14 protein-coding genes are annotated in these 19,608 nt (G+C 33.9%); 8 read left to right on the top strand and 6 right to left on the bottom strand.

What is annotated here, in order from left to right; all coding sequences use genetic code 11:
• Positions 1–39: 39 nt before the first annotated feature.
• On the bottom strand, positions 40–2,025 hold the full coding sequence (locus tag AC3DU7_RS03920) for a protein kinase domain-containing protein (protein WP_488038051.1): 1,986 nt from the start codon (positions 2,023–2,025) through the stop codon (positions 40–42).
• A gap of 63 nt (positions 2,026–2,088) precedes the next feature.
• Between AC3DU7_RS03920 and AC3DU7_RS03925 the strand changes: the two genes are divergently transcribed.
• Both AC3DU7_RS03925 and AC3DU7_RS03930 read left to right on the top strand, forming a co-directional pair.
• Positions 2,089–2,253 (top strand): hypothetical protein, encoded by a 165-nt coding sequence (locus AC3DU7_RS03925; RefSeq protein ID WP_488038052.1) that lies wholly within the window; start codon positions 2,089–2,091, stop codon positions 2,251–2,253.
• Between the two features lie 999 nt (positions 2,254–3,252).
• Positions 3,253–4,494: a CapA family protein gene (locus AC3DU7_RS03930; RefSeq protein WP_488038053.1), complete on the top strand. Its 1,242-nt coding sequence runs from the start codon at positions 3,253–3,255 to the stop codon at positions 4,492–4,494.
• A gap of 470 nt (positions 4,495–4,964) precedes the next feature.
• Here the strand turns inward: AC3DU7_RS03930 and AC3DU7_RS03935 are convergent, their stop codons facing one another.
• Positions 4,965–6,875 (bottom strand): hypothetical protein, encoded by a 1,911-nt coding sequence (locus tag AC3DU7_RS03935; protein ID WP_488038054.1) that lies wholly within the window; start codon positions 6,873–6,875, stop codon positions 4,965–4,967.
• Between the two features lie 1,514 nt (positions 6,876–8,389).
• The gene (locus tag AC3DU7_RS03940) at positions 8,390–9,418 is read right to left on the bottom strand and encodes a Gfo/Idh/MocA family protein (RefSeq protein ID WP_488038055.1); all 1,029 of its coding nucleotides are present in this window, start codon (positions 9,416–9,418) and stop codon (positions 8,390–8,392) included.
• 1,330 nt (positions 9,419–10,748) lie between these two features.
• On the opposite strand from AC3DU7_RS03940, the gene AC3DU7_RS03945 reads away from it, so the two are divergent.
• Together AC3DU7_RS03945 and AC3DU7_RS03950 are read left to right on the top strand one after the other, a co-directional pair.
• Positions 10,749–11,468 carry a dienelactone hydrolase family protein gene (locus AC3DU7_RS03945; RefSeq protein WP_488038056.1) on the top strand — a complete coding sequence of 240 codons (720 nt, stop codon included), beginning with the start codon at positions 10,749–10,751 and terminating at the stop codon, positions 11,466–11,468.
• Positions 11,469–11,949: 481 nt separating this feature from the next.
• The gene (locus AC3DU7_RS03950; RefSeq protein WP_488038057.1) at positions 11,950–12,402 is read left to right on the top strand and encodes a COP23 domain-containing protein; all 453 of its coding nucleotides are present in this window, start codon (positions 11,950–11,952) and stop codon (positions 12,400–12,402) included.
• 531 nt (positions 12,403–12,933) lie between these two features.
• On the opposite strand, the gene AC3DU7_RS03955 is transcribed toward AC3DU7_RS03950, so the two are convergent.
• Positions 12,934–13,371: a hypothetical protein gene (locus tag AC3DU7_RS03955; protein ID WP_488038058.1), complete on the bottom strand. Its 438-nt coding sequence runs from the start codon at positions 13,369–13,371 to the stop codon at positions 12,934–12,936.
• 283 nt (positions 13,372–13,654) lie between these two features.
• On the opposite strand from AC3DU7_RS03955, the gene AC3DU7_RS03960 reads away from it, so the two are divergent.
• Positions 13,655–14,521 carry an SPFH domain-containing protein gene (locus tag AC3DU7_RS03960; protein WP_488038059.1) on the top strand — a complete coding sequence of 289 codons (867 nt, stop codon included), beginning with the start codon at positions 13,655–13,657 and terminating at the stop codon, positions 14,519–14,521.
• 540 nt (positions 14,522–15,061) lie between these two features.
• On the opposite strand, the gene AC3DU7_RS03965 is transcribed toward AC3DU7_RS03960, so the two are convergent.
• The gene (locus AC3DU7_RS03965; RefSeq protein ID WP_488038064.1) at positions 15,062–15,979 is read right to left on the bottom strand and encodes an NAD(P)-dependent alcohol dehydrogenase; all 918 of its coding nucleotides are present in this window, start codon (positions 15,977–15,979) and stop codon (positions 15,062–15,064) included.
• 631 nt (positions 15,980–16,610) lie between these two features.
• On the opposite strand from AC3DU7_RS03965, the gene ispE reads away from it, so the two are divergent.
• Positions 16,611–17,555 (top strand): 4-(cytidine 5'-diphospho)-2-C-methyl-D-erythritol kinase, encoded by a 945-nt coding sequence (gene ispE, locus AC3DU7_RS03970; RefSeq protein WP_488038060.1) that lies wholly within the window; start codon positions 16,611–16,613, stop codon positions 17,553–17,555.
• A 514-nt stretch (positions 17,556–18,069) separates the two neighbouring features.
• Positions 18,070–18,399, top strand: coding sequence for a DUF3082 domain-containing protein (locus AC3DU7_RS03975; RefSeq protein ID WP_488038061.1), 330 nt, complete (start codon positions 18,070–18,072; stop codon positions 18,397–18,399).
• Positions 18,400–18,601: 202 nt separating this feature from the next.
• Here AC3DU7_RS03975 and AC3DU7_RS03980 read toward each other — a convergent pair whose 3' ends face one another.
• Positions 18,602–19,138: a metallophosphoesterase family protein gene (locus tag AC3DU7_RS03980; RefSeq protein ID WP_488038062.1), complete on the bottom strand. Its 537-nt coding sequence runs from the start codon at positions 19,136–19,138 to the stop codon at positions 18,602–18,604.
• 190 nt (positions 19,139–19,328) lie between these two features.
• On the opposite strand from AC3DU7_RS03980, the gene AC3DU7_RS03985 reads away from it, so the two are divergent.
• Positions 19,329–19,608, top strand: a 280-nt coding sequence (locus AC3DU7_RS03985; protein ID WP_488038063.1) for a helix-turn-helix domain-containing protein, incomplete at its 3' end; no start/stop codon positions are given.

A 19,608-nucleotide genomic window follows, 5' to 3' on the forward strand; every position in this document is an offset into this window, starting at 1 on the left:
CCTATTACCTATTACCTATTACCTATTAATTGTTGAACTTTATTTAGGAACCTGCCATATTTTAATAGTTTTATCATTACTCCCACTAGCTAAACTTTTACCATCCCGACTAAACATCACCGAAAATACATCAGAAGAATGACCCTCAAGAGTTTCCAACAATTCTCCGGTAGTCACATCCCATAAATTAATAATCCCATTACGATACCCACCCGCAACAATTTTTCCATCCGGACTAAACGCAACAGACAAAACATCGCTCATACCATATTTCAAATTTTGTATAGGTGTCGAAATAAGTTCCCCTCCATAAACCTGCCATAACTTAATAGTGCCATCCCTACTACCACTGGCTAATGTGCCACCATCTGGACTAAAAACAAGCGATCGCACCCAGTCAGAATGACCCTTAATTGTAAACAGCTCCTTCGCCTTCTGAAAATCCCACATTTTAATTGTTTGGTCGCGACCCCCACTTGCCAATATCCGACCATCTTTATTGAAAGCAACACTACAAACCCGGTCTTTATGCCCAACTAGAGTAAACCACCGCTTCGCCTTCTGCAAATTCCAAATTTCAATTGCCTTATCCCTACCCCCACTTGCCAATGCTTGACTATCTGGGCTAAATGCCACTGTATCAACCCAGTCAGAATGACCGATGAGAGTAAACCAGCGTTTGCCTTTTTTCATATCCCAAATTTCGATAGTTTTATCCCGACTCCCACTAGCTAACATTTCTCCATTTTCACTAAATGCCACAGCTTGTACAGAGTCGCCATGACCAGTAAGAGTATACCAACGTCTACCTTTGTTCATGTCCCAAATTTCAATAGTCTTATCCCGGCTCCCACTAGCTAAAATTTCCTCATTCGGACTAAATGCTACTGAATTTACTGAGTCAAAATGTCCGGTCAGGGTCGATACACATTTCCAAGTAGATTTTTGTGGTTGAGGAATAATTGTCGGTTGGATAACATGAGGTGGTGCAGTTATGGAATTATTTGTTTGTCGAATTGGTGTGTATGTAGGTATTGGCGCTCTAGTGGGTGTAGGAGATGGTGTTGGTCTTGTGGTTGGGGATGGTGTGTGTGAAGAAATATTAGGGAGAGTAGGGACCTTCTGTTCTGGGTTTAATTCTTTCATTACCTCAGCAGCAGACTGATAACGCATTTTTGGGTTAGTTGCCAGCATTTTATCAAGAACTCTGCCTAACATACTATTAATAGACTGATTCAAATAATCTCGCCACACCCATTTATCTTTCATTACATCAAATAGATCAAAAGGAGATACTTGAGTTAATAAATAAATACAAGTTACTCCCAAACTATAGATATCACTAGCAAAAATAGCATGACCTCTTACTTGTTCTGGAGCTACATATTCTGGACTACCAATTATTGTTCCAGGTTGCATTAAAGCAGTTCCAGTAATAACTTTAGCTGCACCAAAATCAACTAATACTAATCGATTTGTATTAGTCATCCATCCTGTAGTTTGTGGTGGAAAATTACGACGAATAATATTTTCTGGTTTAATATCCCGATGAATTACTTTATGTTCGTGAATAAACTGTAAAACTGGTAATAATTCATTCAATATTTGTTTAATTTGATTATCATTAAATGGACCTTTGTTTACTGATTCTTGAGCAAGATTAGAACCATCAATAAACTCCTGTACTAAATATTGATTATTATCCTGTTCAAAGTGAGCTAATAATTCTGGAATTTGTGGATGTTGACCAAGTTCATCTAATCTAACTGCTTCTTGTTGAAATAACTCGGCAGCTTTTTTTGGGTCGCCAGTATTTTGAGGTAAAAATTGTTTAATTACACAAGGAGGGTGGGAAGGTTTATCTTCATCTACGGCATAAAAAGTCCGACCAAACCCACCCCTACCTATTGGTTTCATGGGGCGATATCTTTCTCTCAGCAGCAATTTTGCTCCACAGGCAAGGCAATATAGAGTCCCTTCAGGATTTTGTGGATTTGGGCATTGAGGATTTAGGCAATAACTCATATTAATAAGATTGGGCTACTATCTCTATGTTAATTCTTCCCTGGGACTAAGTGTTATGGCGCTATGCGCAAGTCAGAAGTCAAAAGTCAGAAGTCAGAAGTAATCCCTTTTGCTGGAGATTTTCTGCTGCGTAGTTTAAGTTATCTTTTGTCAAAATCCACAACTGAGTTGGGTGGATGGAATTTTGGGCCGTTTGTACAATATTTTTCTGTTACTTCTTTCAGGTAATCAATCAGGCTTTTTTCCATTTATTGGCCAATTTAACCAACTAAATCTGCTCCTTACTTCATAATTCTACACTTGGGGTCATTTCAGTTATCAGTTATCAGTACCTCTGACTAAAGCCCTTAAAAGGGGAGGCTTTGGACCTCATTTTTTGGCAAGAATGAAATGGCCTTGCCTTGTTTAAAGGAGTTGGGCGATCGAACAAAGTAACAACATTGTCGATCTTCGACAAGATTTACAGCAGATTCCACCAAGTGTGAGATACACCTATCGCGGGTAAGATGCCTGCACTATAAACATTTAATTATTCATATCTGTGTTTCATATACTTGGAAGTAGAAAAATATAAAAAAATAGGAGAATTATGTTGGAATAAATCCGAAAAAATATCAGGTAAAATAATTAAAATTAAAGGTTTTCCAAGGGATAAAAAAGTCAAGCTCCATAGGGGCGACTGTTTCCACCAATAGAACAGAATATGTTGTAACTAACGACTTAAGTCAATCTTCAGTAGATGCTGTAGAATTTGAGACTCAAACTAGATGGAAAATTGAAGAATTTCACGCCAGAATTAAACAATTAACTGGTATTGAATTTTGTCAATTTCGTCTGAGTAAAATTCAAAAAAATCACATAGCTTGTGCTATGTTAGTCTGGAATTTTTTAAAAAGGTTAGCAGTGAAAATAGGAAAAACTATTTATCAAGTAAAACAGGAATTACTCTCAGACTATTTGAGCCAAGAATTGAAGAAGCCTACAATAAGATTCAGGGCAATTTTTATTTTATAGGTGCTTTTTACCTTGGTTTTAATTATGGTATCGTATCTATTTTCAGGCGATCGCTATAATTTTTAAGCGATCGCCTAAATTAGTAGACACTATATATAGTGTCCTTGCGTAAGTCCTGTTAATGATGAATTTTAGACTAGGCAATGTTTTTCCCACTGTTGCCCTTTGCCTATTGCCTGCTATACAATTCCAATAACTTGAGTAAATTTAAAGATGATTATTTGGATCTATAAAATCAATAACTTTGAGTATAAGAAATTAATTAAGCTGATTTGTCTAACTGGAATACTATTTATTTCTAGTTGCAATATATACCCTGAAACTAAAACGGAAAAACTACCAGAAACTTTACCTGTAGAATCACCTCAACCACCTCAACCAACTCCCTACGTTACTGAGGCAAAATTAATGGCAGTTGGAGATATTATGATGCACGGTATGCAAATTAAATCTGGTTATAATTCTCAAACTAAAACTTATTCTTATCAAGCTTTTTTCACAGAAGTAAAAGATATTTTATCTGCTGGTGATTGGGTAATTGGTAATCTAGAAACAACATTAGCAGGAGCAGAATCTGGATATACAGGATATCCTTTATTTAATGCTCCGGCAACATTAGCTGATGCTATTAAATGGGCAGGTTTTAATATTTTAACTACTGCTAATAACCATTCATTAGATAGACGAGAAAAAGGTCTATTGAAAACTCTAAAAAATTTACGCGATCGCGATATTTATCCAGTAGGTACAGCAGCCTCTTTAGCAGAATCTCAACATATTTTAATGGTGGAAAAAAATAAAATTTTGATGGCTTTTTTGGCTTACACTTATGGTACTAATGGTATCCCAATTCCTCAAGGAAAAGATTATCTGGTAAATTTAATTGATGAACAAAAAATTATTCAAGATATTACTAGGGCAAGAGAAAAAGGAGCTGATATTGTCACAGTATCTCTACATTTTGGTGCAGAATATCAACGTCTACCTAATACTCAACAAAAACAATTAGTGGAAAATTTAGTTAATGGAGGAGCAGATATTATTTTAGGTAGTCATCCTCATGTAGTTCAACCATATAAATTTTTTCAAATTACTGAAGAAAATGGAGATACTCGTCAAGCTGTTGCGATTTATTCCATGGGTAATTTTATTTCTAATCAAATGAGAAAATATACTGATTTGGGAGTAATTTTTCAGGTTAATATTCAGAAAAATTTTCCAGAGGAAACGATTAAAATTTCTACCGTGAAAGGTATACCAACATGGGTGCATCGTTATCGGAAAAATGGGAAATTAAACTTTCGTGTTTTACCATTAGAGGAGGTTGTTAATGCTAAAAATGATCCTTTACTTAAGTCTAAAGATTATTTGTTGTTGGAGAAATATTTAATTCAAATGAATAGTCATCTTAATTTATTAAATAAAGCAGAAGCAGCTAAAGTTTCTCAAGAGTAATTAGGGCTTGCTGATTAAATATCAAAGTTTTTAATGGCAAAGGTTTCAGACTTTGCAGGTACTAAGGGAGTATCAGCTTTTAGGTAGTTCCAGTTCAAAAATCTAGGGTTTTGGGCAAAAATATGGTTAGAAAATCAAGGGAAGATTCTTCTGGCTATTTCTTCTCGGAATCTCATTCCTCCTGGATTCTGAATTCTGGATTCTGGCTACTACTCTGAAAAAAAGACTTTTTCAGCAAACCCTAATTACCAAAAAATGAGGTCCAAAGCTTCTCCTTTTAAGGGGATGAAAAGCGGTCGATCGCGACAGCGGAACGGAGTTCTTTCTTCGTAGCTTCCCGTAGGGTGGGATGGCGAGGTTTCAGAGCCATATCCAATCGAGCAAGAGAATATTAAGTTCAATATTTCAAGCTTCCGACTAAAGCCGGAGGTAATGATAACTGATAACTGATAATTGATAACTGAAATTAGCTATTTATCGAGTTGACTAGCATCTCCATTTTTTAGCTCAATTACTTTTGTAGATATAATCTTAGGAATAGTTGTTTCCGCAGGTTGTAAATTAGTTTGATTTGATGGTTTAACGTAACTATTTTTAATTTCTTCAAGCAAATTAATCATTAAAACTTCTATTTCTTCAAAAGTTTGTTTTTCTTGCAATTCTGATAGAAACTTAGTTGTAAACTGTCTGACTAACTGTTGTCTAAGTTTGATACTTACCACATCAGGTTGTGTTTGATAGACTTTTTGTGGACTTCTAGCAATTGTACTTGATATTTGTATCACTAAATTATTAGCAATTTTATCCGGTAAGCGACGTAAAAAAGGTATTTTTTGTAAACGTTTATATATAGATAACTGCTGCATAGACTTTTCAACCTGATAGCGTAAAAAATCTTCAATATCTGGATAAATTTCTGGAAGGACTCTACAAGCAGTTACTTCAAGTATATTGTTAATAATTTCCTGAATATTTCCATAGTCATTTTTATCTACATAAACTTTATCTGATTTATTTTTTGATTCAAATATAGCTTTTTTTAGAGAACCTTGACTAATATTATTTTGAAGCTGATTTATACTCCCACCTACTACAACTTGAATTATTTCCTGAGCAAAACTACCAATAAGTTTGAATCGGATATTTGTGTAAAACTGTTTCATATCTGGCAATTTAACTTTCTGTAAACGAATAAATACAGTAATTATTCGCAGTGAAGGTAGCCAAGGTTGTAGTAAAAAAACATCATACCAACGGTTTTTAACAGCACACCATAAACTTAAATTAGAACGACGATTAATTAGTAAAGTTCGCCCAATAAACTCTATCCAAAATATAATCATCCAAGGTAAATCTACTAACCAAAATCTATCTACAAATTCCCCATCCTTACCCAAATCGCGAAAGTAAAAAGAGTGCATTAAAAACTGAATATTTTCTGAAAAAAAATCTAACTCTTGTTCCCATTGATATCTTTCTAAATATTGACTACTCCAGAAGGTATTAAATGCTATTTTTGATGATTTATCTGCCAACAAAATTTCTGGTGCTAAATATTGGAGTAGGTTTAATGACTGTAGAATTTGAAGAGTAGGAGTTAAACTCATATTACTATCTGGAATCTGGCTATAAATATGTTGCTTCATCCGGTATTTTATTTGAGTTAAAACTACAATCTGATTAACTATCTGGAAATCATAGTCTCTATCAATTAATTCGCTACTACTACCGCGTAATTCTTTGAGTAAAGATTCTATTTCTTCTCCTTCCAGACCTTTTTTTTCGAGTAATATTTTCAGTTCACTAACTGCGATTAGATAATTTTGTGAATCTCGGAATGGCTCTATTCCTTTAATTAAATCATACTGTAATTTCGGCTCATACAATAACATTAAAGGGCGAATTTTTTTGTTAAAAAATTCTAACTGACTTTGCCAACCTTGTGTTTCTAAGTAATTTTCATCCCAAAACATCTGTACTGCTTGTGAAAAACTTTCTCTTTTGGTGTGAGTAGTGAATATTTGCCGAATTTTTGCTAAATTTCCATAATTATTGATGACTTTAAATGGAGGACGATTAATGAATATTTCAAAGCTACTAATGCGTAAATCGTCTAATAAATTTTCTACTTTTGGTGACTCTAAACCATTCTTTTCTAATTCCTCTTGTAGATTATCTACTTTTTGGAGATATTTTTTTTGAGGAGTATCAGTGACGGTTTGTAGGTATAAATCTATTTTTAAGTACCAATGACGGATTTTTATATAGGTAATATCAAATATTACTAATATTACATTAGCAAGAATTAGTAATGCCATAATTCGTTCACTTAGTAATAGTAAACGTGAACGGTGAGAATTCGGAAATTTTTTGGATAACATAGTTATATAGTTGAGAATTCAAAATTTCCTATTGCTAAACTCTTATACCAATTTTATATAGAACCCCTAAACGGATATATTAAGCATCTCCTCCACCCATAGGGAGTAGTAGGGACGTTGCATGGAACGTCCGTACAGAGTAGGGGGAAAGAATTGATGAATAACAGTGCAATAAAAGAGCATGATTTTTGATTGTTGGAGATATCTATCTATAGTAATTAAATATCAATATCCTCACTTCTTGGCCTAAAAACCCAACATTAGCTAATATTCCAAATGGCTTCTATAAGGCTACACATAATTAGGTGTTAGGTCATAGGTGGCGCTGTCTTATACAAATTTTATGTGAGGTTGCATAAATGAATTTGCTATTAATATATTATTGTAGAGCAGAATTAATAAGTTATTTAAGGATTGATATTTAGTTGATTTGAAGTTAATAAATAATCATAGTTAAGTACTATAAAAGGCACTAATATAAACTAATTAGGGTTTGTTGAAAAAGTCTTTTTTTCAGAGGAGGAGCCAGAATCAATAATCGGTGAAGTCAGGAGGAATGAGAATTATAGCGCTCCGCGCAAGGCAAAAGTCAAAAGTCAAAAGTTAAAAGTAATCCCTCACTGAGTTTAAGCCTTTGTAAATGTCCTAACCTTTGTTTCGACTGCTATATAGAAGAGGTAATCATAAAAATCGTCCCAAGATTTTTCTTCCCCTATCTTGCCCAAAATGCGCTCCTTTTTGAGCTATTGGAGCTGAAAACCAGGTACTTTTTCAAGACCTAAAAAGGCTAAAAATCATATCAGTAAATGCTTTGATATTTAATCAGCAAACCCTAATTAACGATAAATTTTTAGCTAAAACTATATAAGTGCTAAGTAGAAAAAATTTGTTCTGCTGAACTTAATTTCAAGTATATAAGAAGTTTGTTTAAGTTGTAAAATATTGTAGACTCTGAGGGAGAAGAGAATTTAAGATTGCTGTATCATATTTATTCTAGATTTAAAAAAGTGGCTATAACTAGGCTTATAAATTTGTTCTAAAAAAAATTAGAAATTTTATCGTCATCTAAGGTCTGAAGGTTTCATTTAAGTGAACAGTTAGCTTTGTATAGCAATATGATTTGAGTTGTGAGATATTGGAAATTTTTAGGTATGGAGGGAACACTTAACTGGGAACAGAGAAGAGAAAAAAAACGTATCATATGAATATAATAATTGCTATATTCTACACTTTTAAGGAACATCTCAATTCTCACAACTCATTCCTGATTGCTATAGGTAGGAACTGTATTAATAGTAACTACCGCCATCTGTTAGTAGCTTGAAATCAGAAATATTTTAATTTTCATCCCTTTCTAGGACTATACCCTCTAGTATAATCAAAAAAAAGCTTTTTACTTATTTTTCTTGGCAAAGTTAATTAGAAGGTAATAAGTTGTAGATTACAAAATATCTATTACCTAAAACTTACTACCTTCTTAAATCGTAGACCTAGTTCCAGAACCTAGTCATAAATTAACCAACCATTTGTAATGACTTAGTAGTAAATTCTATTCCCATCCAACTACCTCCATTATTACTAGAGTGATTAGCTTTTTCAGCTATCTCTAGAACTAAACCAGCTTCCATCAAAGAGAATGGTTCAGTACCTGGATTATTAGCACAATCTAGAAAATTCTCAATCAATCCATTAAACCAATTAGTATGACCAGGATCGTCAAAATATGTAGGTACAAAAATATGCTGAACTGGTTGATCTTTAACACTTAAAAATACATCATTATTCTCAATACTAATTTCTCCCTCTGTTCCCTGAATTCTGTAATAAGCTTTTGGAATAGACCCTAAAGAACTGACACTAATGTTGATTAATTTGCTCTCCCAATCTAAACAAAAAACAGCTACATCTTCAAGTTGACTATTTGTTTCATTAAAACTTCTAGTATGTGCAGATATACGTTGAGGGAAGCCACCAAATAAGGTTTGAGCAACAGAAATTGCATCTAAACCATGGTCTATCATAATACCACCACCAGATAGTTCTTTGTCTTTTCCCCGTACACCTGGTTGAAAGCCTGCACCAAATATATTAAATGATGCAAATAAAGGTACCCCTATTTCACCTGAATTAATTAAGTAGGCAGCGTGAACTATTGAAGGAGCAAATTTATAGTTATGACATGGATATAAAATACGTTTTCGTTCGTTTGCTATATTGATTAATTCATAATACTCAGCTTTATTTAAAACTAATGGCTTTTCACATAAGACATGCTTATCTGCTGCTAATGCTTGTTTGATATTTTCTAAATGAAAAGTATTAGGTAAACAAATATCTATTACGTCTATTTCACTAGAATATTCTTCTAATAAATCGCTAAATTGTTCATAAACTCGAATATCTGCATATTGTCGAAGCGCTGCTGCACGTCTAGATGTGACTGGATCTACTACTGCTTTGAGATGAATATCAGAACGATCTCTGTATACTGGTACATGGGCTTTCTCTGCATTAAATCCAAAACCAACAATCGCTACTTTCACAATCTAAAATCCTCTTAAAGTATATCAATTTTTAAGATTTTTGTAACAAAACTTATAATTTTTGTCAAGTATTTTTTTTATAAGTCCACTCCTAAATATCTTTCTAATTTTATTATGGATAATTTTCATCCAATTTAACTTAATAATTTAGTAATCATTGCTTAAATAAGTTAAATTTTTTCTGGAATCAAAAATCTTAACTAAGAAAGAGATATTACTCTTTGATATTTCTCAGATATAGCAATATGATTTGAGTTGTGAAATATTGGAAATTTTTAGGTATGGAGGGAACACTTAACTGGGAACAGAGAAGAGGAAAAAAACGTATCATATGAATATAATAATCGCTATATTCTACACTTTTAAGGAACACCTCAATTCTCACAACTCATTCCTGATTTCTATATATAGCATTTATGTTTGGATTATAAATATATTTTTGAAGAAAAGGAATAAGGAATAAAAAAGAAGGAAAAATCTTGCTTTCTCTGAGTTTTAAACTTTTGAATTGTCCTAGCTTTTGGTGCGATTAATATAGTTATTAAACCAAGAGCATAGTTGATAAATTATAAAAGTGAAAAAATTAGTTTAGCTGAAATAATTAGTGTAATAGGAGTCTCCCCAAAATAGACATCTCCGAAAATTATCAAGCACTTATTATAAATATCTTTTAGAGAGCCATGAAAGGTGGAGCAAGTCCTACAACTATATTGCCTTATATAGCAATATGATTTGAGTTGTGAGATATTGGAAATTTTTAGGTATGGAGGGAACACTTAACTGGGAACAGAGAAGAGAAAAAAAACGTATCATATGAATATAATAATTGCTATATTCTACACTTTTAAGGAACATCTCAATTCTCACAACTCATTCCTGATTGCTATAGAAGTTTTATCATTACATCTACACTACATCTATAGGACTACATAATATTTTTTTTACCAAAATTATCAAGAGAAAAGAAAATTCTGCATCTTCAAAGCTTCCCTGTTGTAGGATTTACACAATTTCTCAAAAACTTTTCTACATTTTCATGAGTAGGGTAGTGGGGAACCCACCCCTACTGATCCCAGGAGTGCTAGGGACATCTGTACAGGGAGATAACCCACTTCTGTGCTCCTAGGAAAAAGTAAACATAAGAATAATTAACATTAAATTAACTCAAATTAGCAAAAAGACTATTATACATGAATTAATTACTTAATAACTGAAGTGCTACCTAAGTATACCATTAATGTATGGTAATTGGTATTACAGAAGCCAATAGTCCCTATGTCAAGAGGCTAACTGAATTGACTAACTAATGTTAAAGTAATTTATAAAAATCATGCCAACATCAAATAAATTAAGCAAGATGAAAATTAAAATTTCCAGCAATAACGGCGAGACTTTTTCCGCTTACCTAAAAGCACCTACTTCTACACCTGCTCCTGGATTAATAATTATCCAAGAAATTTTTGGAGTTAATGAAGTAATGCGTAATATAGCTGATGAATATGCTCAAGCAGGTTATGTGGCAATAGTGCCCGACTTATTTTGGCATCAAGAAGCAGATATTGAACTTACCGATAAATCAGATAGTGACTGGCAAAAAGCATTTGAACTTTACCAAAATTTTGATGAAGACAAAGGAATTGATGATTTAATTTCTACAATGAAAACTCTCAAAGAATTACCAGAATGTACTGGCAAAATTGGCAGTATAGGTTTTTGTTTAGGAGGAAAACTTGCTTATTTAATGGCTACCCGTTCCCAAACAGAATGCAACGTTAGTTATTACGGAGTTGGCATAGAAAAAAATATTAGTGAAGCAGCTAATATTCAAAATCCATTAATGCTTCATCTTGCTGAAAAAGATGAATATGTTTCTTCAGAAATTCAGTCTAAATTAAAAATTGAACTGAGTAATTATCCTTTAGTAACAATACATTCTTATCCAAATGTTAATCACGGCTTTGCTCGGATAGAAGGAAAAGACTATAACTTAGAAACTACTAATCTTGCCCAAAGTCGCACTATAGAATTTTTCCAAAAATATCTTGACTAAGTTTTTAGTTTGACAGTGGATTGCTATTTTTTAACCCATTCCCAATAACGAAGTCAGAAGTCAGAAGTTAGAAATCAGAAGTTATTTTTGTCATAGGGATTTGAGAAACTATCAAAAAATATTTCGCCTTAAAAGGCGGGGTTTTAAACCCAATTATTTTGATAAATTGATTATTCAAACTTAGATATGATTGATTGACTACTATTATTGGGAGGGTTTTCCTGAACCGAAGTTAAGGCAGATAATAAATTGAACAGGGAATATAAGCAAAGCAAGTAATTTATTAATTAGAAATGATAACTACACAAGAATCACTGATAATCAGAACTTCCAGAATTTCCCAGGTATACTAAAAAAAAATTTTGCTTAAATGCCATTACTGACAGTCAAGAACTACATATAAATTTATAGAATATTAGTATTGTTATAAGCATTCCGTCAGGAAATGCTTACATATTGTTATCTATGTAGATTATAATCAATGAAAATTTTATCATTAACTTCTATTGTTGCTGCTACAGTAATTGGATTTTTAAATCTTCCTATAAATAATCGTTCTGCTGAAGCTCAAACTACTAATTTTTTCTGTGGAAGAATTGGGGCTCTTCCAGCAACAATAGCCACTAAACAAGGCCAAAATATTCCTATTATTCTCTGGACTAGGAATTATTTTACCGAATCCGGAGAAGATGCTGTGACTAGATGTACTAGAGTATCTGGAATTTTATCTACTCAACAAAGAAACGGATATCGAAGTATCACTGTCAGTATTTATAAAAATGGACAGCCAATGATTTGTGCTGCTAATCCTCAAGATGGTTCTTGTAGATTATTATATCTAGTTCCTCATGGTCAAAATCCTCAACAAGCTAGACAAGAATTATTGAGAAGAGTTACTAATCCTCAGCCAAATTTACCACCAATTAACATTTAGTGGCATACTCCCAAAACCGAATCAAAAGTAAATTAAATATAAATAGGTGTCGATTGATGTAGGTTTAAAAGAGTTTTTGACTACTCATACTGGCCATAATGTTTCTGTCCCTAATTTCCCCTAATTTCTACAGAAAAGCGCAATCTAATTTAGCAAGAAAGCAAAAAAAGTATATAGAAAAGAAATTGGTTCTAACCACTGGAAAAAGGCACGTTGATAATTAATAATTAATAATTAATAATTAATAATTATCAGAATTTAATTTAACTAAATAAACGTCTAATATAGAATCCGGTTATACAGTATATGTATATGATTAATATGTATGTGATTAGGCTGGATAACTGGTTGATGAAAAACTTTGTACCTTCTCACTTTAATTCTTTCCCTTCTGCCTTCCTTCTATAGATACGATAAGTATTTAACCGGATTCTATATGAGACTTGGATTAAATTATCTTTGTTTGAGAAGCTCCCGTTATAACCTCCGATTTAACGGGAGAGAACTTCACAAGGTTTTGGCTAATCACAATTAAGCTGCCACATCATCATTATTGAATAGCTCAAAAATCTGCCTACAGAAATATTTCAGTTTGGCAGCAGATTCTGTTGTGGGCTGGGTATTTCCCACAAAACGCCAGCCACCCACCGTTGATAATTTCCATTGTTCTCCACGATGATCGTAACCAGCAACTTCCACTCCAATTGCACGAGAATAAGCTTCAATAGGATCTTGATATAAACGAATTTGCACCAATAAACAACGACTTTCCAGAGACCGACTTCTACCAGGCAAATGAAAACCAATATCTATAGAATCTGGATCGACCAACTCCAAAGTATCTGGATCGTTCATCCAGGGCTTAAGATCGACCTTAACATCTGCAAACTGGGACTTAAATAAATTTACTACTGAAGCAATCTTACTAGCTACTTGAAAATTTTTGGCCTGTTCTGCAGCATTAACCATATATCCTCCTCAAGAATAAAATTTCAGATTATTAACTAACTAATTTAAGTAAAAATCAAAAACTGTGATTATTGGGACAATTATTAATAATTTTAGATTTTCTACTTATTTGTTAAATAGATAAATAAATAATAGTTTCAAGGGCTGAGATTTGATTGGGGCTAAAATTTTTCGTTTAAGTCCAAATATCAACAGCCAAAAATAAAATAGTTAACCTTTGACTTGACTACTTTTGAATTGATAATGCTAGTATCAAAATAATGAACCTAATTTATAACATCTTATGCTTCAATATCTTGTGGCTCTTATAGCAACTGCAATAATTGGTTATACAGTTAATTCATCTGTGAAAGTTATTGATGAAGGAGATGAGGCTTTAGTAGAACGCTTAGGTAAGTATAAGCGTACTTTGAAGCCTGGACTTCAGTTTGTTTTACCTCTAGTAGAAAAAATAGCTCACGTTGATACCATTCGTGAAAGGGTCTTGGATATTGACCCTCAGTCAGTCATTACTAAGGATAATTTGACTTTGCAGGTAGATGCAGTGGTGTACTGGCAGATTATAGAAATGGAGAGAGCGTATTATGCAATTGAAGATGTAGAAAATGCTATTGATAATATTGTTTTAACTTCTCTGCGTTCTGAAATTGGTCGCTTACCACTTCAAGAAGTTTTATCTTCAAAAAATGAAATTGATAAAGCTTTGTTGAAGAAGTTGGATGAAGCTACCTCTAGTTGGGGTGTAAAGGTGATTCGTGTCGAGGTTCAAAATATTATTTTTCCTGAAAAAGTGCAAGCAGCGATGGAGTCGGAAAGAGTAGCTTTAAGTGAGAAAAAAGCCATGCTTGAACAAGCAGAAGGAGAGAAAAGAGCTGCTATTGCTAAAGCTCAAGGACAAGCAGAGTCTATAGAGGTTCTTTCCAAAATTTTAAATTTGCGCCCAGATAGTCCAGAGTTTATGCAATTTATGATTGCTCAAAGGTATTTAGAAACTAATCAGAAATTAAGTGAAAGTGCTAATTCTAAGGTTCTATTTATGGACCCGAAAGCTATGTCAGAAGCATTAGCTGAATTAGTAGGAGACTCTCCTGATTATTCTCAACTAAACGATATATCTATTTCACCATCTAAACTGAAAAAATCTGATTAGTATTATGTCTGATAGATATTGGGATAGGGGGGTGGAAACAAGAGGTAAGAAGATTTTTGTGATGCTTAATTAAGCGAAATAGGCATAGTACCATTGGCAAATATATCTAGCTTAAGAGATGATATTTCGGTAATAATAAAAAATCTAAATATTTTTACCAATATCTTTAAAAAGTAGATTTTTCGTAGCTTTGAATAAAGCAGAATAACTATCATCACCACTTGTTTCTAAACTGTTGATATTTTATCAATTTTCATCAAATTTTTATTAGACTTTAGTTATGGTAAATATGTTGGAAAGATTCTTACCAAATTTTGACTACTGGACATAATTTAATAGCATTCTATATAATAGACATCTCCAGAAAAGAGGGAACAGGAAGGAGAAATAATTAACAATTTATGGATAATAATTGATTTTTTTTAATTTCCGGAGATGTCTAATATAAATAAATTTTTATTTTCAGATTTTAATTTCAAAATGTTGATAATGTGAGCTGTGCAGGAGACAAAATACTCTCACTACCCAATCAAGATATTTCTAACTAACAGTTAAAACCGCCCGATAGCGCACCTTATTATCCTTAACTTTTTGCATTGCTTCATTCGCCTGATCGAAAGAAAATACTTCTACTATCGGTTCAATTTTATATTGTGCTGCTACTGATAACATTTCATTCATTATTGCCCGACCTCCAATAGGAGAACCCATAATCCGTCGCCGTTTCATCAACAACTGAAACAAAGGTAAAGTCAAAGGTGCATCGGGTACACCTACAAATGCCAAAGTACCATCAGAGTCAAGAAATTCAACATAAGCAGACCAATTCAAAGAGATAGGTACCGTGCTCAATAAAATATCTAACTGACGCAAAGGTGCTGAAGGAGCTTCTCCTTTCTTTGTAACTATTGCTTCATCAGCTCCTAATTCATGAGCAAATTTTGCCTTATCCTCAGAAGTTGTAAATACTGTGACTCGGTTTCCTAATTTGCTAGCAAATTGTACCGCGATATGACCTAAACCACCGACACCTATAATACCGATTTCTTGTCCAGAAGTCATTCCAGCAGAACGTAAACCAGAATACACAGTAATACCAGCACATAATAGAGGTCCTGCAATTTTAGTATCAATTTCTGGAGGGATAGGGAATGCAAACCGTGAATCTACTGATAAATAATCTGCAAACCCACCTGCTCCAGTAACAATTAATGCCTGATTTTGATTGCAGAGATTTTCATTACCTCGCAGACAGTCACGACATTGTAAACAAGCCGATCGCTGCCAACCCACACCAACGCGATCGCCTTTTTGCAGATGTTTGACCTGAGTCCCAACTTCTACTACTTCTCCAATGACTTCATGGCCTGCCACCACGGGATATGTTGATATTCCCCAGTCATTATCAATGATATGTATATCAGAGTGACAAATACCACAAGCTAAAACTTTGATAATACATCCATAACCTTGTGGTTGTGAGACTTCAAAACTGTATGGCTCTAGTTTTGCTCCTGCCGTTGTTGCTGCTAATGATTAAATTTGCATACTTGGAGAATTGTTAATTATTGTAAATTGAACAGATGCGGTTTTCATTTCAGTAGACCACAGTAGGGGCGCAATTGCGAAGCCCATGCCGTCAGGCTATATGGCCATTCGCCCCATTTTTGGTCATCAAAATAATATGGGTCGCGCAACCCCGCCTTTTAAGGCGAAATATTTTTGGAGAGTTGCTCAAATCCCCGTTACAAAAATCACTTCTGACCTCTGACTTTGCTAAGACGATGTGGTTTATTAATCAGCAAAAGTGCTTTAAGGTATTGATTTCTGTGACTATACTAATATAAATTAAAAGAATTAAACTAAAGTAAGAAGCTTAGGAATACAGGATTTACAGATTTTTCTGACCATATACACTATATATACCATAGTGCTATAGTTTTTATCTGCTATATGTAGTTTTTTTGCGTAGGTCCTGGAATATAAATTCTTGCCATCTGGAAGTCCCGAGAGATGATTTTGCTCAAAAAATTAACCTTTTTCTTTACTTCCTTACGAGTTAAAATATCTAAATACTAAACTAGCTAAAATGCGCTCCTATTCATTAATTGCTCCTGCTAAAATTAATCTGTATCTGGAAATCATAGGCGATCGCCCAGATGGTTATCATGAATTAGCAATGGTTTTGCAAAGTATTAGTCTTGCAGACAGAATAGATATTCGTGCCATTGGAATTGAAACTATTTTGGTTCGATGCGAACATCCCCTAGTTCCTGCTGATGCTGGCAATATTGCTTACCGAGCAGCTGCCTTGATCGCTAAACAATTTCCAGATGCATTTGCCAGGTATGGTGGCGTTGAAATTACCATCAATAAGCAGATTCCTGTAGCAGCAGGATTAGCAGGAGGCTCCACTGATGCAGCAGCGGTATTAGTGGGATTAGATTTAATGTGGGAACTTGGTTTGACTCAGGGAGAGTTGCAGGAGTTGGGGGCACAGTTGGGTTCAGATGTTCCTTTTTGTATTAGTGGCGGGACAGCATTGGCCACTGGACGTGGCGAAGTTCTCTCCCCACTACCAAATTTAGACCCACTTTATCTGGTTTTGGCTAAATACAAGAATCTCTCTATTTCTACACCTTGGAGTTATCGAACTTATCGTCAAGAATTCGGTCATACTTATATTGATGATACTGAAGCTCGAAAAAATAGTATACAAAGAGTACATTCTGGACCAATGGTTTCAGCGATCGCTCACCAAGATAATATAGAAATTGGCAAACTATTGCACAATGATTTAGAAAAAGTGGCTTTACCAGAATATCCGCAATTATTAAAATTAAGAGAAGCTTTTGCGTCCCAAAATGTTTTAGGAGCTATGATGTCTGGGTCTGGACCTACTATATTTGCTTTGACAGAATCTCTGGCTCAAGCACAGGAAGTTGAGGCCACAGCAAAAGCAAAAATGGCTGATCCCGGTCTAGAATTCTGGATAGCACAGTTTAACTCGAGTGGTATTACTGTTGCTCATTAAAGTAAGGAAGAAGACAGGAGGCAACCGAATAATTAATAATTAATAATTAATAATTAATAATTAGGACTTGCTGAATAAAATTGTAATCAATACCAGTTCAGCCTTCCAGTGTTTTTTATTCTAACAAAAGTGCAAGGTTTTTGGCTCAATTAGTCTCAAAATGCTAATATTTTTCCCTGACAATGCCTAAAATTTGGCCGTAGCAGATAGCCGAGACTGTTGCTAGATGAGCTGTTCTCTGTTGCCTACCATCACATCAGACTTTTTCAGCAAACCCTATTTATTTTCTGTATTTTGCCTAGTCACAAACTATTATCTGAAATTTTTATTTTTACCAGAATTCCCATAATTAAAAGCAATTTTTATCAAAATAACATAGGTCTAAAACCCCGCCTTTTAAGACGCAATATTTTTGGAGCGGAACTCAAATCCTCTACTTCCCCTCCTGGGAGGGGTTGACTTCTGACTTATGACTTCTGACTTCGTTAACCCGACTTCAACTATTTAAAAATATATGACAAATTTAAGTCCTGAATCTCAGAAAAAATCTACTTCAAATGTCAATCCTTTACAATGTTTGGCTAGTGCTGTAATTTCTGGTGGATTAGCTACACTTGCCTATATGTTAATGAAATCTATTTCTGAGACATTTGCTAGTAAACCTGTTATTTCAGATAACGTTTTTGTGGTGAATATTTCGACTGCTGTTCGTGCTTTAGTGGTGGGAGTTACTGCTTTAGCTACTTGTATGTGTGCGATGGTTACTTTAGGCTTAGTTGCTTTAGCTATACAAATTATAATTCAGCGATTTACAAACAAAGAAATGCCTCCCAATGAAGGTTAAATAGTAAAACATAGGGGATAAATATTTAGGGCTTGCTGAATAAAATTGTAATCAATACTAGTTCAGGCTTCCAGGGTTAAATATTGCTGAAAAAGTGCAAGGTTTTTGGCTCTTTTGGTATCAAAATGCTCCCTGACAATGCCGAAAATTTGACCGTAGCAGACAGTCTAAACTGTTGCCTATCATCACCATCAGACTTTATTCAGCAAACACTAATTATACCTTCGTCAAAAACACGATTATTTACATTAATTCCTCTAACAATGAGGCAGTCTTCATAAACATCAAAAGCAGCAAAACTAAAATCACTCGTAGAATATTCAGTCCACTCTGATTTCCCTACAGGACGTTGTTTACCACCCGCACCACAAATTAAATACGTAGTACCATTAATTGAGCTAGTTCTTTCATAATCATGCTCATGCCCATTAATATAAAGCTGAACTCCATATTTTTTAAATAGAGGAGTTAAAGTTTGAATAAAATCTTTATTTAACCCATACATTCCAGAAGAATAAATTTGATGATGACCAAAGACTATTTTCCAAGGTGCTTCATTATTATTCAATTCTTTTTCTAACCATTTTAATTCTGTTTCCCAGTCAGCATTAATATTAGTATCTAAGGCAAAAAATTGAATTTGGTGATACTGAAAAGTATAGTATCTTCCTGCCATATTAAAACCTGGATATTTTACTTCCAAGTCTCCATTTTTAGCTAAATCGCTCTTGAGCCTCACGCCAAATCACAGATTATGGCGTGAGATGAATCGGCGGTAAATTAATGGGGCTATCAACAGTATTAAAATAATTGGACAAAATCAGACATAATTAGACAAATACTCTGTGATATACTAGATTTATGTCTAAACTCCAGTAAGTATATGAAACAGCAAAACTGCGCGCTTAGTGCCAACAGCTCTAATAATCATGAAATCCTTTAAAACTAAGTTAAAACTTAACAATTACCAAAAAACCATACTTGCCAAACACGCAGGAGTTGCACGTCATGCCTATAACTGGGGGTTAGCAACTTGTATTACTGAGTACGAAGAAACTAAAAAACGCCCAAGTGCAATTACCCTGCATAAACGTTTAGTAGCTGAAGTCAAATCAATTAATCCCTGGTATTATGAGGTATCTAAATGTGCCCCTCAACAAGCATTAAGAGATTTAGAAAGGGCATTTAAAAACTTTCTAACTATTCGGG

The organism is Okeania sp. (assembly GCF_983059655.1).